At 68.8% G+C, this 14938-nt stretch carries 14 protein-coding genes and 1 pseudogene; 7 read left to right on the forward strand and 8 right to left on the reverse strand.

What is annotated here, in order from left to right; all coding sequences use genetic code 11:
- Nucleotides 1-359 precede the first annotated feature (359 nt).
- Together ACXJKR_RS09575 and ACXJKR_RS09580 are read left to right on the forward strand one after the other, a co-directional pair.
- Nucleotides 360-959, forward strand: coding sequence for a response regulator (locus ACXJKR_RS09575; protein WP_457322652.1), 600 nt, complete (start codon nucleotides 360-362; stop codon nucleotides 957-959).
- A gap of 50 nt (nucleotides 960-1009) precedes the next feature.
- Nucleotides 1010-1966 (forward strand): annotated as a pseudogene (locus tag ACXJKR_RS09580) (methyl-accepting chemotaxis protein); the annotation flags it as partial.
- Here ACXJKR_RS09580 and ACXJKR_RS09585 read toward each other — a convergent pair.
- Nucleotides 1963-2886 (reverse strand): lactate/malate family dehydrogenase, encoded by a 924-nt coding sequence (locus ACXJKR_RS09585; RefSeq protein ID WP_457322653.1) that lies wholly within the window; start codon nucleotides 2884-2886, stop codon nucleotides 1963-1965. The pseudogene ACXJKR_RS09580 and the gene ACXJKR_RS09585 sit on opposite strands and share 4 nt — an antisense overlap.
- A gap of 151 nt (nucleotides 2887-3037) precedes the next feature.
- Between ACXJKR_RS09585 and ACXJKR_RS09590 the strand changes: the two genes are divergently transcribed.
- Together ACXJKR_RS09590 and ACXJKR_RS09595 are read left to right on the forward strand one after the other, a co-directional pair.
- Entirely contained in the window at nucleotides 3038-3976 is a 939-nt protein-coding gene (locus ACXJKR_RS09590) for an ATP-binding cassette domain-containing protein (RefSeq protein ID WP_457322654.1), read from the forward strand.
- A gap of 11 nt (nucleotides 3977-3987) precedes the next feature.
- A complete protein-coding gene (locus ACXJKR_RS09595; RefSeq protein ID WP_457322655.1) occupies nucleotides 3988-5283 on the forward strand; it encodes an ABC transporter permease in 1296 nt (431 codons plus the stop codon).
- Nucleotides 5284-5332: 49 nt separating this feature from the next.
- Here ACXJKR_RS09595 and ACXJKR_RS09600 read toward each other — a convergent pair whose 3' ends face one another.
- Nucleotides 5333-7489 (reverse strand): acyl-CoA dehydrogenase, encoded by a 2157-nt coding sequence (locus ACXJKR_RS09600; protein ID WP_457322656.1) that lies wholly within the window; start codon nucleotides 7487-7489, stop codon nucleotides 5333-5335.
- A 181-nt stretch (nucleotides 7490-7670) separates the two neighbouring features.
- On the opposite strand from ACXJKR_RS09600, the gene ACXJKR_RS09605 reads away from it, so the two are divergent.
- Complete coding sequence (locus ACXJKR_RS09605) at nucleotides 7671-7964, forward strand: hypothetical protein (protein WP_457322657.1); 294 nt, start codon at nucleotides 7671-7673, stop codon at nucleotides 7962-7964.
- 51 nt (nucleotides 7965-8015) lie between these two features.
- On the opposite strand, the gene ACXJKR_RS09610 is transcribed toward ACXJKR_RS09605, so the two are convergent.
- From ACXJKR_RS09610 to ACXJKR_RS09620, 3 genes are read right to left on the reverse strand one after another with little or no spacing between them, the layout of a single operon-like run.
- Complete coding sequence (locus ACXJKR_RS09610) at nucleotides 8016-8420, reverse strand: carboxypeptidase-like regulatory domain-containing protein (RefSeq protein WP_457322658.1); 405 nt, start codon at nucleotides 8418-8420, stop codon at nucleotides 8016-8018.
- A gap of 29 nt (nucleotides 8421-8449) precedes the next feature.
- On the reverse strand, nucleotides 8450-9469 hold the full coding sequence (locus ACXJKR_RS09615) for a hypothetical protein (protein WP_457322659.1): 1020 nt from the start codon (nucleotides 9467-9469) through the stop codon (nucleotides 8450-8452).
- Nucleotides 9466-9798 (reverse strand): hypothetical protein, encoded by a 333-nt coding sequence (locus ACXJKR_RS09620; RefSeq protein ID WP_457322660.1) that lies wholly within the window; start codon nucleotides 9796-9798, stop codon nucleotides 9466-9468. Before ACXJKR_RS09620 ends, ACXJKR_RS09615 begins: the two co-directional genes overlap by 4 nt.
- 320 nt (nucleotides 9799-10118) lie before the next feature.
- On the opposite strand from ACXJKR_RS09620, the gene ACXJKR_RS09625 reads away from it, so the two are divergent.
- Together ACXJKR_RS09625 and ACXJKR_RS09630 are read left to right on the forward strand one after the other, a co-directional pair.
- Nucleotides 10119-10325, forward strand: a complete 207-nt coding sequence (locus ACXJKR_RS09625; protein WP_157282173.1) for a hypothetical protein — start codon at nucleotides 10119-10121, stop codon at nucleotides 10323-10325.
- 134 nt (nucleotides 10326-10459) lie between these two features.
- Nucleotides 10460-11731: an SGNH/GDSL hydrolase family protein gene (locus ACXJKR_RS09630; protein ID WP_457322661.1), complete on the forward strand. Its 1272-nt coding sequence runs from the start codon at nucleotides 10460-10462 to the stop codon at nucleotides 11729-11731.
- Here the strand turns inward: ACXJKR_RS09630 and ACXJKR_RS09635 are convergent.
- The 3 genes from ACXJKR_RS09635 to ACXJKR_RS09645 all read right to left on the reverse strand — a co-directional run.
- Nucleotides 11718-12428 (reverse strand): ribonuclease activity regulator RraA, encoded by a 711-nt coding sequence (locus ACXJKR_RS09635; protein WP_457322662.1) that lies wholly within the window; start codon nucleotides 12426-12428, stop codon nucleotides 11718-11720. The genes ACXJKR_RS09630 and ACXJKR_RS09635 overlap by 14 nt on opposite strands.
- A gap of 125 nt (nucleotides 12429-12553) precedes the next feature.
- Nucleotides 12554-14281 carry an L-arabinonate dehydratase gene (gene araD / locus ACXJKR_RS09640; RefSeq protein WP_457322663.1) on the reverse strand — a complete coding sequence of 576 codons (1728 nt, stop codon included), beginning with the start codon at nucleotides 14279-14281 and terminating at the stop codon, nucleotides 12554-12556.
- 11 nt (nucleotides 14282-14292) lie between these two features.
- Nucleotides 14293-14938 (reverse strand): aldose epimerase family protein (locus tag ACXJKR_RS09645; protein ID WP_457322664.1); only part of this gene is annotated, 646 nt, incomplete at its 5' end.

The following is a 14938-nucleotide window of genomic DNA, read 5'->3' on the forward strand; positions in this document are numbered from 1 at the left end:
GGCTGAGAGGGCGAGAGGCAAGCCAACGCGCGGAACGCCCTCTCGGGCATGCCGGATTCCCGCTCACCGCTCTGAGCGGCGCTCATCACGCCGTCAGAGCGGCTGCTGCTCGTTCGACCCGCCCGTTCCTTCACGCTTGCCGCGGTGCTCGGCGAGGGCCAACCGTATGGGGATGCGGTTGGCTGGCTCGTGAACACCGCCGGCCGCCGATCAACGCCAAGCGGCGCGCAGCGACAAGCCGCAGGGCCAGTCGCCACCCCACCACTGCCGGCTCTTTCGTGAAATCAGGCGCACGCCACGTTGTTGACTAACGTGACACACGGCCCTAATCTGACAGCAACAAATCAGGAGCAGCCGCCGTGAATGAGACTTTGACGAGTAGTGAAGCTGCGCGGATATGCGGCGTGAGCTTTCGGACGGTGATTCGATGGATCGAGCGCAACGAGCTGCAGGCCTATCGGTTGCCTGGCCGTGGCGACTATCGCGTCCTCGCGACCGAACTKCGCCGGTTCATKAGCGTGCATGGCATTCCTGATCCCGATGACATGCCCGGGCAAGCCAAACGCATCCTGGTGGTCGACGACGAAGCCGCGATGGCCAGCGCGATCAAGCGGGCGCTCAAGCGCGAAGGCTTCGAGGTGGCCACCGCGAGCGACGGCTTCCTGGCGGGGTCGATGCTGCACGTCTTCAAGCCGCACCTGATGACCCTGGACCTCCAGATGCCCGGCATCGACGGCTTCGGCGTCCTGCGCTTCCTGCGCGAGCAGCCGCCGCCGTTTCCGCTGAAGGTGCTCGTCGTTTCCGGCGAGAGCGAGCAACGTCTGCAGCAGGCGCTCGAGCTGGGCGCGCATGGCGCGCTGGCCAAACCCTTCGAGAACGAGGAACTGCGGCAGGCCGTCGCGCGGATCCTGGGCGAAGCGCCCCGGGGCGCGCGCACCGGTGATGGCAAGGAGCCCTGAGGAGACCTTCGCTCGCATGGGGCGCAGCCATGAACAACCACAGGCCAGGCGACACGACCAGCCTGCTGGCGCGCCTGCGGGAGATGCAGGAGAGCCTGTCCCGCGTGGTGGCCGGCGTGCGCGAGAACTCCGAAGCGGTCGCCACCGCATCGGCACAGATCGCCCAGGGCAACAACGACCTGAGCCAGCGCACCGAGGAGCAGGCCTCGGCGCTCGAGGAGACCGCAGCTTCGATGGAGCAACTCAGCGCCACCGTCAAGCAGAACGCCGACAACGCCAGCGAGGCCAACGCACTCGCGCAGGGCGCCAGCGTCATCGCCATCAAGGGCGGCGAAGTGGTCGGCCAGGTCGTCGACACCATGAAGGCGATCAACGCCGGCTCGAAGAAGATTGCCGACATCATCGGCGTCATCGACGGCATCGCTTTTCAGACCAACATCCTCGCCTTGAACGCGGCGGTGGAAGCGGCGCGCGCCGGCGAGCAGGGCCGCGGCTTCGCGGTCGTCGCCAGCGAGGTGCGCAGCCTGGCCGGTCGATCGGCGAACGCCGCCAAGGAGATCAAGAGCCTGATCGGAGCGAGCGTGCAGCGTGTCGAGCAGGGCACAGCGCTGGTCGATCAGGCCGGTGCCACGATGACGGAAGTGGTCAACTCGATCAAGCGTGTGACCGACATCATGGTCGAGATCAGCGCGGCCAGCACGGAGCAAAGTGCCGGCGTGTGCCATGTGGGTGAAGCCGTCGGTCAGATGGACCAGGTCACGCAGCAGAACGCCGCGCTGGTGGAGGAAAGCGCGGCGGCGGCGGAGAGCCTGCGGGTGCAGGCACTGCGGCTGGTGCAGACGGTCGAAGTGTTCAAGCTGGCTCAGAGCAGCCCGGCGCACGAGCCCGCGGCGCCTTTGGCACCACGCGCCGCCGCGGCGCGCGTCGGCAGCGGTGTCAAGCGCCGCAGCCCGCAGCGCGCAAAGGCTGCGAGCCGGCCCGCATGGGGGCCCGCCAAGCTGGCCTAGGCGCCGGCGGCGAGTGACGCGAACGCTCGCGCCAGCACCGCGCTCGACGCCGCCAACGCCGCCCGCTCGGCCGCATCCATCGCTGGCTCCACCACCTGCACCGCGCCGCCCGCGCCCACCAGCGCCGGCAGGGACAACGCCACGCCGCGGATGCCACAGGCGCCCTCCTGCACGCGGCTGACGGGCAGAAGCCGGCGCTCATCGTTGACGAGGGCGCCGATGAGCTCGCTCGTGACGAGCCCGATGGCGTGGTTGGTGGCGCCCTTGCGCTGGATGACGTCGTAGGCCGCGCGGCGCACGTGGCCCGCCAGCGTGGCTTCCTCGTCCGCCGGCCAGCCGGCCCAGTCGCGCAGCGCCACGCCACCGACGCGCGCGCCGGACCACAGCACGACCGACGAGTCGCCATGCTCGCCCACGACCTGCGCATGCACCGACGTCGGCGACACCTTCAGGTGCATGGCCAGCCGCTCGCGCAGCCGCGCCGTGTCCAGCAGCGTGCCGGTGCCGATGACACGCTCCGGTGGCAGGCCGGCGGCCGCGGCGACCACGCGGGTCAGCACGTCGACCGGGTTGGTCACGACGATGACGATGCCGCCGAAGCCGGCCAGCGCCCGGCCCATGCCGGCGGCGATGCGGGCGTTGTCGCGCAGCAGGTCCAGCCGGCTCTCATCCGGCCGGCCGTTGCGCCCGGCGGCCAGCACGACGATGTCGGCCTCGCGCATCTGCGCCAGCGGCACGGCACTCACGGCGCAGCGCGGGTAGAAGGCCGCACCGTCGGCCAGGTCCATGGCCTCGCCCTCGGCCACGGCGGCGCGCTGGTCGCACAGCCACAGTTCGCGCGCATGCCCGGCGAGCAGCGTTGAAAACGCGACGCTGGTGCCGACCCAGCCCGTGCCGATGATGCCGATGCGTGCCTTCATGCCAGGCAGTATCGACCGCCGAATCCAGTTTTCACAGTTGGCGCGCCGTGCCGTTCAGCCGCGCCCGATGCTTGCCGTTCGTCGCATGGCAGGCGCGCGCCGCCCGGCCGCTGTCTAGCATCGCGCCCATTCGGAACCCAAGGAGGCGGCAATGAAGGAAGACGTGCTGGTGGCCCGCGGCCTGCGCAAGGCCTATGGCGACCGCGTGGCCGTGCATGAAGTGAGCCTTGAGCTGCGGGCTGGTGAGGTGCTGGGCCTGCTCGGCCCTAACGGCGCTGGCAAGTCGACGACGGTCGGCATGATCTGCGGCCTGACGGTGCCCGGTGCCGGCACGGTGACGCTGTCCGGCGGCGTCAGTCTCGCCAGCGACGAGGCCGGCTACAAGCGCCGCATCGGCCTGGTGCCCCAGGACATCGCGCTGTACGAGGAACTGCCGGCGCGCATGAACGTGGAGCTCTTCGGCAACCTCTATGGCATGGCGCCTGAACTGCTGAAGCGCCGCGCCGACGAGGTGCTGGCCATGGTGGGCCTGTCGGACCGCGCCAAGGACAAGCCCTCGACCTTCTCCGGCGGCATGAAGCGGCGGCTCAACATCGCCTGCGCGCTGATCCACGACCCCGAGATCATCCTGCTCGACGAACCCACGGCCGGCGTCGACCCACAAAGCCGCAACGCCATCTTCGACAACCTGGAGATGCTCAAGCGCGCCGGCAAGGCGCTGATCTACACGACCCACTACATGGAGGAGGCCGAGCGCCTGGCCGACCGCCTCGTCATCATCGACCATGGCCGCGTCGTCGCCAGCGGCACCCAGGCCCAGCTTTTCGCGTTGCTGCCGGCCGCGCAGACGCTGCACGTCGAGATCGACGGCGAGCCCAACGATGCGGCGCTGCAAGGCCTGGCCGGCTTTCCCGATGTCAGGCGGGTGGGCCAGCGGCTGGACGTCAGCGTCGCCGACATCGGCCGCGACGCCGGCGCCGTACTGGCCGCGCTGGCGCAGCGAGGTGTCAGGGTGCGCGGTCTCGCCTCGGCCCGCGCGACGCTTGAAGACGTCTTCCTCCAACTCACCGGCCGCGCCCTGCGCGACTGAAGAGGACACCCATGCAAGCCATCCTCGCCCTCGTCCGTGCAGAACTGAAGCTGCACTTCTCCAACCGCCGCGCGCTGCTCATGAGCATCGTCGCGCCCATCCTCATCGCCGCCTTCTTCGGCAGCCTGTTCGGCTCCAGCAGCAAGATGGCCGGCATCGCCGTCGGTGTCGTCGACCTGGACCACAGCCCGCTGTCGCAGCGCGTCGTGGCGGCACTGCAGGCCGAGTCCGCGTTGAAGACCACGGTCACCGATGAGGCCGACGTCGTGGCGCAGGTGCGCGCCGGCAAGCTGCGCGCCGCGGCCATCCTGCCGCAGGGCCTGGGCCAGCAGGCGGCGGGCGCCATGTTCGGCACCAGCCCGAAGCCCGTGATCGTGCTGCACTACGACCCCTCGCAGGCCAGCGCCCTGGCCGTCGTGCGCGGGCTGCTGGCGCAGACGCTGATGCAGGAGGTCAGCCGCAGCACCTTCAGCGCCGGCAGCCCCGTGCTGGCGGACATGAAGCAACAGGTCGAGACCTCGCAAGGCCTGGACACCGAACGCCGGGCCGAGCTTGTGCGCATGTTCGACAGCATCGGCGCCGTGCAAAAGCGCGAGGCCGCTCAGCCTCCGGGCGGTGCTTCCGCGGCGGCGGCGGGCGGCCTGTCCATGCCCTACACGACGCGCGAGGTCGAGGCCCTGCAATCCAGCGCCAATGCCGCCCCCGTGGCCTACAACAGCTATGCCCACTCCTTCGCCGGCATGGGCGTGCAGTTCATCCTGATGAGCGGCGTAGAGATGGGCATGGGCCTGCTGCTGATGCGCCGCCTGGGCCTGTGGAAGCGGCTGCGCGCGGCACCGCTGTCGCGCGCCCAGCTGCTGGGCAGTCGCATCGCCGCCAGCGCGCTGATCTCGCTGATCGTCTTCACCATCATCTACGTCGTGGCCATCGCCGCCTTCGGCGTGCGCGTGCTCGGCAGCCCTGCCGGCTTCGCGCTGGTGCTGGCCTGCTTTGCGTTGCTGACGGCCAGCTTCGGCCTGCTCATCGCGGCACTGGGCCGCACGCCCGAGGCCACACGCGGCCTGGCCATCCTGGCCACGCTGCTGATGGTCATGCTGGGCGGCGCCTGGGTACCGGCCTTCATCTTCCCGGAGTGGTTGCAGACGGTCTCGCTGGCCGTGCCGACACGCTKGGCCGTGGATGCGCTGGATGCGATGACGTGGCGCGGTCAGCCCTTCGCCGCGGCGCTGCTGCCCAGCGCGGTGATGCTGGGCTTCAGCGCAGCCTTCGGGCTGCTGGCGATCTGGCGGTTTCGCTGGGAGGAGTGATTTTTCAGGCCCAATGACGCTGCCCACAGGAAGACCTTGCTTCGTCGCGTCAGTCCACCTGAATGACCTTGTCCGCCGCGCGCAGATAGGCCAGCGCGGCCTCGGGGTCGCGCGAGCTGGCGGCGGCGGCTTCCAGTGAGTGTGTGCGGCGCAGTGCGCGGTTCAGCTCGGTGACCTCCTCGGCCGGGGCGCCGCCCAGTGCATCGGCCAGGCGCAGCGCGTCGGCCAGGTCGCGCAGCCCGCCGGTGGCCGGCGGGGTGAAGTCGGGGCACAGGCGGGCCACGAGCGAGGGATCGGTGCGCAGTGATTCGGCCAGCGCAACGAGATCGCGATCGCGCAGCGGTGCCAGGTGGCGGGTGCCGTGCAGCAGCAGCGGCGACAGCGCCTTCAACGCGCCCGAAGGCATGTTGGCGTGCAGATCTCGCAGCGTGGCCGCGGCGGCTTCGAGCTGGAAGCGGATGGCGGCCCGGGCGAATGGCAGCATCTTCGGGTCGCCCTCGCCCTGCTCCTCCACCTTGAAGCGCCACACGCTGGCCGCCGCCAGGTAGAGGTGGGAGAGCACATCGCCCAGCCGCGCGGACAGCAGCTCCATGCGCTTGAGCCGCCCGCCGAGCAGCCCCATCGCGAGGTCGGCCGTCAGCGCGTATTTGGCCGACAAGCGGGCGATGAGCCGGGCTTCCTTTTCAAGCCCTGGCGGCACACGGCCCTTCAGGCCGGCGCCGAAGAGGCTGGCGCCGAGGTTGCGCGCGACGTGGCCTGCGTGGCCCAGCAGGGCCCGGCCCAGCGCGGCTTCGTCCTTGGCCTGCACGGCAGCCATTTCGTCCATCACGTGTGGGTGGCAGCGCACGGCGCCCTGGCCGAAGATGATGAGGGCCCGCGACAGCAGGTTGGCGCCTTCCACCGTGATGGCAATGGGCGCATGCCGATAGGCCACGCCCAGCAGGTTGCTCGGGCCGCTGATGATGCCCTTGCCGCCCAGCACGTCCATGCCCGTGCTGACGGCGCGGCGGCCGGCCTCGGTGAGCTGCACCTTGAGGATGGCGCTGGCCACGCTGGGCCGCTCGCCGGCGTCGAGTGCCGCTGCCGTGTAGCGGCGCGCGGCGTCGGACGCGTACAGATCCGCCGCCGTGCGGGCTATGAGACCCGCAATGGCCTCGAAGCGCGCGATGGGCAGGCCGAACTGCTCGCGGATGCGGCCATAGCCCGTCATCACGTAGAGCGCTGTCTGCTGCATGGCCGCGCCCAACGCCGGCAACGAGATGGCGCGCCCCGCAGCGAGGCATTCCATCAGCATGCGCCAGCCCTGGCCCACCTGAGCCTCGCCGCCGATGACCCAGTCCATGGGCACGAACACATCGTCGCCGTGGATGGGCCCGTTCATGAAGGCGGAGTTCATCGGCCGGTGGCGGCGCCCGATCTCCAGCCCCGGCGTGGGCACGGGGATCAGTGCGCAGGTGATGCCGAGATGTTGCTCCGCCGGCGGGCGCGACGGGTCCACGGCTTGGAAGGCCAGCCCCACCACGGTGGCMACCGGTGCGAGCGTGATGTAGCGCTTGTCAAAGCGCACGCTGAAGCCGCGCACGGTGTGGCCGTCGATCTCGCGCTCGGTCAGCATGCCGGTGTCTGGGATGGCCGCAGCGTCGGAACCGGCGTAGGGCGAGGTGAGGCCGAAGCAGGGCAGGTCGCGGCCGTCCGCCAGGCGGGGCAGGTAGTGGGCCTTCTGCGCGTCCGTGCCGTAGCGCAGCAGCAGTTCGGCCGGGCCCAGCGAGTTGGGCACCATGACGGTCACGGCGGTGGCCACGTTGACGGTGGCGATACGGGTCACCACGGCGGCGTGGGCGAAATGGCCGAAGCCCAGGCCACCCTGCTCGCGCGGGATGATCATGCCGAAGAAGCGCCGCTCGCGCAGAAAGCGCCACACCTCGGGCGGCAGGTCGTGCGCCTCGTCGATCGCAAAGTCGTCGAGCATGGCGATCAGCTCGCGCACGTCGCCGTCCAGGAAGGCCCGCTCGTCCGCCGTCAGGCGGTTGGGCGCCATGGCGAGCAGGCGATCGAAGTCCGGCGCGCCGGCGAACAATGCGCCTTCGAAACCCACCGTGCCGGCCTCCAGCGCCGCGCGCTCGGTGTCGCCCATCTGGGGCAAGGCCTTGGCGAACGGTTCAAACGCCCAGCGACCCAGCAACGGGCCGAGCAAGCTTGCGATCACGGCTGTGGTCTCCTTGGGGCCCATGCTGCGCCAGGCGAGGGTGGCGCAGCGTCAGCCGTGTCTGATTCTCAAGATCGGTACGAACAACAAACGAAACAAACCCCTGCCTCGCCTGACGTTTCCTGGTGACCCGCGTCGAGCACAGTCAAGGCCCGTCCAACCAGCATTCAGGAGCCCTGCCATGTCTGTGCAACCGTCCCGTCCCTTTTCCTCACGCCGTGCGCTGGCCGCGCTCGTCGTCGCCTGCGCCTTCGTGTCGGGCGTGGCTCATGCAACCGATGCCACGCGAGGCATCGAGCAGGCGCTCACCACGGCGCTGCAGGACAAGCGCGGCATCACGCTCTACGTGGCCGGGCAGACGATCTCGGGCGCGGTGACGCGCATCGAACCGGGGCTGTGGGTTGAACTGCGCAATCAGCAGTTTGGCCRCATGATCGTGCGCCTGGACCGCATCGACGGCATCGCCGCGCCCTGAGCCCGAGCTTCGCGGCGGGCCCTTCTCACCGGGCGCTATCCGCAGCCGCCTTCACTGCGACTTCTTGAGTTCGATCTGCAGCGAGGTCGGCTCGCCGGCCTTGAGTTCCACGACGCCGCGACCGGACGCCCAGCCCAGCGCAATCACGTGGACTTCGGCCGCGCCCGGGGCGTTGAGAGTCAGCGAGGCTTCGCCGCGGTCATTGGTCACGAGGGAGATGCCGTCGCCGCCGCCGACCTTGACCTTCACGTCGGCGTGGCTGACGGGCTTGCCGTTGCCACTGACCTTAACGACCAGCCGGGTGGTCGATTTGTCCCGGTCTCGATCCTTGTCCTTTGGCGGTTTGCCTTTGGGGGCCTCGTCTTCATTGCCGGCCGGCGCCGACGCCGCGGCGTATGCAAGGGCGTGCTGTGGACGCAGCGCCGCGGCCAGGACCAGGACGACGCCGCAAAGCAAGGAGCGGCGGCAGGGCAGTGGAATTGTGTTCATGGGCGTGCTGCCTCCTTCTCGCCGCGGTTGGCGCTGAACCTCAACATGTCGGTCAGCACGTCGTCATAGTCCTGGCGTTCCTTGAAGCTGGCGCTCGCAGCAGGAAAGACGACCAGGTGGAACTTGACGGCGCTGTTGGCTTCGCGGCTGTCCGCGGGGCCGTCCGGCACCAGGAATTCGGTGATGACGATGGAGCAGCGAAGCCCCTGCGGCAACTGCGTGTTGTCCAGCATGGGGAAGTCGTATTGGCTGACCCAGAAATGCCGGTCCACGTCCTGTTCCGAGTCACCCGGGAAGTCGACGCGCAGCCTGACCTCCACCTCGCGGCGCTCCAGACTCACATCCACGATCTCGACCTGGAAGTGAATGGATTCGCCTTTGCCGCCCGGTGCCGCTCGTGATCGCGGCATGAGGCGCTGCAACGGGACCTTCTCGTCGATGAAGGGCTTGCCGAAGTTCTCCGCCCAACCGCCCAGTGGCTGTGGATAGCCCTTGGCGAAGCCCCGGTGCGACAGGCTGTCGACCTGCTTGGAGATCAGGTTGGCCGCGCTGAGGTCCAGTCGCTTCTTGAACTCGGCATTGCGCGGCGTGGACGAGGCGTCCTTGCCTGTCAGCTTGCGGGCCACGTCCTTGAACAGAGGCGCCAGGTCCAGCGACTGGTTGAAGTTGCTCGCGAGCAGTTCGAGTTGCAGCACCTGCGTTTCGAGGTCGCCCTTCTTGGGCTCCTTCAGAAAGTTGCTGATGACGACGTTGAACATGTCCTTGCGGATCTGTGCGTCAGACTGCTCGCGCTGCGTCAGCAACTGCGCGTACAGCTTCTCGTTGCCCTCGCGCGTCTCGCGTTCCTTCTGCAGCCCGGTCAGGTAGTAGCCGCCCACCACCGTCACGATCAGCGTCACTGCCGGCATGCCGATCGCCTTGATCCACTCCAGGCGAGTGGCGCCGGTGTCCTTCTCGCCGGGCTTGCCCTTGTCTTGCGCCTTGTTGTTGACCTTGTCCGCCTCCTTGACCGTCACCGCAGCTTCTCCAGCCGCTGCCCGACGACGAAATCAAAGCGCACGGGGTTCTCGAACAGATAGACCTCGAACGGCGGGCCGATGCTGGTGCCGCGCTGCACGCGCATCTCGCATTTGCCATTCACGGGCAGGCGCAGCGCGAAGCTGCCGTTGGCATCGCTCGTCGCCTCCGTGGTGCGTGCGCCCTGCCCGAAGCGGGGGCAGGCCAGCTGAACCTGTACAGCGCCCAGCGGCCCATGGTCCGAGCGGACGGTGCCGTACAGCGCCCCTGCCATGGCGCCGAGCGGCAGCATGGCCAGGGACAGTGCGGCGAGGCGGCTGAATCGCATCGTGATCTCCTGGCGAGGCTGGCACTGTGCGCCTTCACGGCAGGCCCATCAAGCCTGCGGGAACGGCATGTCAACTGTTTTGAGGATGTGAGGATGTCTGCGGGTCCTGGCAGGGCCTGCGCTTCGTCCCGAGGCGGCGTTGGCTCACGGTTCTTCTGATCGTGTTGGTGCTGCTGCTGATGGGCCGCCTGTAGGCCGTATCGCTTGGCCTGGGCGGTGCGCTCACAAGCTGTATCAACCTTGAACGTCAACCGCACGGGTTGCCTGGCGTTCAAGGAGGGCCGATGGGATGACCTCGGCCCTTGATGAAAGCACCGACCATGACCACGCTGACCCTCGTCTTCAATGGCCCTTCGAATCAGGCCCGCAGGGCACTCGGGGGACTGCTGCAGCGCTACCGCTCTGCCTATTTTGTTGAGCGCAGCAGCAATGAATATGCGGTGACGGCTGACGACGTCACCGCCGCGGAACTCGCGACGCAACCGCTGTGGTCGGCGCAGTTGGCCCAGGCGCCGGTACGCGGATGAAAAGCGCGCAGGACTCTGGCGCTGATCGCGGCTGAAAAGGCAAGCCGGGAGTTCTGGACAGGGCCTGCAGGTGCAACAACCACGCTCCCCGGGCCGCCTGGATGGCGAGCAAATGGTTGCGCTATCATTTTGGCATGAGCCCATCTCCACGAGCGAGCCTCCGATTCGGCCTGCTGACTGCCATCCTGCTGCTGGCCGGGTGCGCCGGCGCGCCGCGAGACGATGCCGGCGGCACCTGGCTGGCGGCCTGGGCCAGCGCGCAGCTGGAGCAGGCGCCGCCAGCTGACGCCCCGCTCGCGTGGCGCCAGCCCCTGCGCGACGTCAGCTTGCGCCAGATCGTGCGCGTGGACGCCGCAGGGCGGGCCCTCCGGGTGCGCATCAGCAACCTCTTCGGCGCCGAGCCGCTGACCCTGGGCGCGGCCAGCGTGGCCTTGGTGGACGGCGTGGTGGTCAACGCGGCCAGCCTACGTTCGCTGAGCTTTGGGAGTCGGCGTGAAGTCGTCGTGCCGGCGCATGCCGAGATCTGGAGCGACGTGATCGAATTCGCCGTCCCACGCCAGGCCGATGTCGCCGTGCAGATGCATGTGCAGGCCGGGCCGGCGCAGGCCAGTATGCATCCAGGTTCGCGCATCCGCAGTTGGGCGGTGCCAGGCGATCGCGTCGGCACGGCGGACTGGCCCGAGGCCGTGGCCCAGGAAGGCTGGAGACATCTGGCAGCCTTGGACGTGCGGGCTGCCAGAGTGCTGCCCGTCCTCGTCGCGACGGGTGACTCCATCACCGACGGCTATGGCGTGCCGTCGGGCAGCTACCAACGCTGGACCGATGTGCTGTCGCGTCGCCTGATGGCCGAGAAGCGGGAGGTCTCGGTCATCAACACGGGGATCGGCGGTGGGCGCCTGCTGCGCGACGGGCTCGGCCCCAACCTCGTGTCGCGTTTTGACCGCGACGTGCTGGAAAGAACTGGTGCCACGCATGCCGTCGTGCTGATCGGCGTCAACGATCTCGGCGTCAGCCACCGCGGCCGGCCGACGACGCCCGAGTCTCGCGCCACGCTGCTGGCCGAGATGAAGGCTGGTTTCACTGACCTCGCCCAGCGTGCCCGCTCACGCGGCGTCTGCTTGATCGCCTCGACCGTCATGCCCTATTCGGGCAGCGGCTATTACTCACCGCAAGCCGAGAACGAGGCCGATCGCCAGGCGCTGAACGCCTGGCTGCGTGAGCCGGGACGCTTCGATGCACTGGTGGACTTCGATGCGTTGATGCGCGACCCGGCGCGTCCGGCATTCCTGCGTGCCGAGGTCGACAACGACGGCCTGCATCCTTCGCTGGYCGGCTATCGCGTGATGGCCGAAGCCTTTCCTGTCGAAGTGCTCGACAGGCGATGCCCGAAGGTCAGCGCCCCTTGAGCTGACGCCAGGCCGCGAAGTCCGCGGCCACGTCGGCATCGGTCGGTGGGTAAAGGCCCAGCACGCTGCGGCCGCCCATCACCTTGTCCTGCACATAGTCCTCAAAGACGGTCATCTCGACGGCTTCGTTCGCGATCTCGTCGGCCAGGTGGGCCGGGATGACGATGACGCCCTCGGCATCGCCGACGATCACATCACCCGGGAACACCGGTGCATCGCCGCAGCCAATCGGCTCGTTGATGGCGATGGCCTGGTGCAGCGTCAGGTTGGTCGGTGCGCTCGGGCGCGAGTGGTAGGCCGGCATGCTGTAGCGGGCGATGTCGGGGCTGTCGCGAAAGCCGCCATCGGTGACGACGCCGGCCACGCCGCGCACCATCAGCCGGGCCACCAGGATGCCGCCCGCCGAAGCGGCACGCGCATCCTTGCGGCTGTCGATGACCAGCACCGCGCCTTCCGGGCATTCCTCGACGGCCTTGCGCTGCGGATGGGCGCGGTCCTTGAACACGCTGATGTCGTTCAGGTCCTCGCGCGCCGGCATGTAGCGCAGCGTGTAAGCCGGGCCGACCATGTTCGGCAGGCCGGGGTTCAGCGGGCGCACGTCCTGGATGAACTGACCGCGCAGGCCGCGCTTGAACAGGGCCGTGCACAGCGTGGCGGTGCTGACGCCCATCAGCTTCTTGCGGGTGTCGGGGTTCATGTGGGGCTCAATTGGAAGGGCCAAGGAACACAGCCACAGAGGCACAGAGACACAGAGGCATCCGGCTCTCTCTGTGCCTCCGTGTCTCTGTGGCTGTGTTCTTCAGCATGTGGGGCAAGCAGTTCTTAGTAGATCACCGGCTCGGGCACCGGCGCGCCGAACTGGGTTTCAAGGAAGTCGAAGTCGCAGCCCTCATGGGCCTGCAGGATGTGGCGGGCGAACATCCAGCCGTAGCCGCGCTCGTAGCGCGCGGGCGGCGGTGTCCAGGCGGCGCGGCGCGCGGCAAGTTCCTCATCGCTGACTTTGAGGTGGATGCGGCGGGCCGGCACGTCGACGGTGATGTTGTCACCCGTCTTCACCAGCGCCAGCGGGCCGCCGATGAAGGCCTCGGGGCTGCAATGCAGCAGGCAGCCGCCGTAGCTGGTGCCGCTCATGCGTGCGTCGGACAGGCGCAGCATGTCCGTCACGCCGGCTTTCAGCAGCTTGGTCGGGATGGGCAGCATGCCCCATTCCGGCATGCCGGCACCCTTCGGGCCGGCGTTGCGCAAAACAAGAATGTCGTCGCCGGTCACGTCCAGATCCGGGTCATCGACGGCGGCTTTGAGGCTGGGGTAGTCGTCGAACACCAGTGCCCGACCGGTGTGCTGCAGCAGGTGCTTGGCCACGGCGCTGGGCTTGATGACGACGCCGTCCGGCGCGAGGTTGCCGCGCAGCACGGCCAGCGCGCCTTCGGCGTAGATGGGGTTGTCCAGCGCGCGGATCACGTCCGCATTGAACACCTCGGCGCCGGCGACGTTCTCGCCCACCGTGCGGCCGTTGACGGTCAGCGCGCCGAGGTCGAGCTTGTCCCGCATGACGTTCATCAGCGCGGGCAGCCCGCCGGCGTAAAAGAAGTCCTCCATCAGGTAGGCATCCCCGCTGGGCCGGATGTTGGCGATGACGCCGACATGGCGGCTGGCCACGTCGAAGTCGTCCAGCGTGACCGGCAGCCCGGCGCGGCGGCTGATGGCGACCAGATGAATGATGGCGTTGGTGCTGCAGCCCATGGCCATGGCCACTGCAATCGCGTTGGCGAAGCTGCCCTTGCTGAGCAACTTCGCTGGCGTCAGGTCCCCCCACACCATCTGCACGATGCGCCGGCCGCATTCCGCCGACATGCGGATGTGGTTGGCGTCTGGCGCGGGGATGCTGCTGGCGCCCGGCAGCGTGAAGCCCAACGCCTCGGCAATGCCCATCATCGTGGCCGCCGTGCCCATCGTCATGCAGGTGCCGTGGCTGCGCGCAATGCCGGCCTCCATCTCGGCCCAGGCCTGGTCACTCAGGCGGCCGGCGCGGCGTTCGTCCCAGTACTTGAAGGCGTCCGACCCCGAGCCCAGCACCTGGCCGCGCCAGTTGCCGCGCAGCATCGGGCCGGCCGGCAGGTAGATGCAGGGCAGGCCCATGCTCAGCGCGCCCATCAAGAGGCCGGGCGTGGTCTTGTCGCAGCCGCCCATCAGCACGGCGCCGTCCACCGGGTGGCTGCGCAGCAGCTCCTCGGTCTCCATCGCGAGGAAGTTGCGATAGAGCATGGACGTCGGCTTGACCATGCTTTCGCTGAGCGAAATGGCCGGCAGTTCCAGTGGCCAGCCGCCCGCTTGCAGGACGCCGCGCTTGACGTCCTCCACCCGCTGCTTGAAGTGGCTGTGGCACTGGTTGGCATCGCTCCAGGTGTTGACGATGGCGATGACGGGTTTGCCGATGAAGTCCTCGGCGGCATAGCCCATCTGCAGCACACGGCTGCGGTGGCCGAAGCTGCGGAAATCGTCCTTGGCGAACCAGCGCGCGCTGCGCAGCTCTTCGGGTGTCTTGGTCATGGGCAGCGGCTTCATCGGGCGAGGGCGTCGAACTCCAGGCGCATCCAGCGCGCCAGCGTCTGGCCGGGGCGCAGGATGCAACCCTGCTCGCGCCAGGCCGGGTGGTTGGGCGCGTCCGGGAAGAACTGCGGCTCCAGCGCGATGCCGGCATGGCGTGAAAAGGGCAGGCCGTCGCGGCCCTTGGCATGGTGCACGAAATTGCCGCTGCAGACCTGCAGGCCAGGGTAGTTGGTGAAGAGTCGCATGGCCAGGCGTCCGTCGGCCGAGACCAGCGCGGCGGCGGGCGCCTCGCCGCGTGCGGCGTTCTCGTCCAGCACGAAGCAGTGGTCGTAGCCGCTGCCGCGCGCCTGCTGCTCGCCCTGGCCCAGGCCATCGCCGATGAGGCGTGGCTGACGCAAATCGAAGGGCGTGCCGTTGACCGGGGCGACTTCGCCGGTCGGGACCATGTCGGGCCGCACCGGCAGCATCGCGCTCGCGGCCACCTGCAGCCGATGGCCGAGCACGGGCGCTGCCGAGCCGTCGAGATTGAAGTAGGGATGGCTGGTCAGATTGACCGGGCAGGGCGCGCTCACGCGGGCGCCGAAGTGCAGCGTGAGGACTGGGCGCTGCGGGTCCAGGCGGTACTCGACTTCGGCACTCAGTGAACCGGGGTAGCCC

It is taken from the genome of Roseateles sp. P5_E11 (assembly GCF_054049355.1).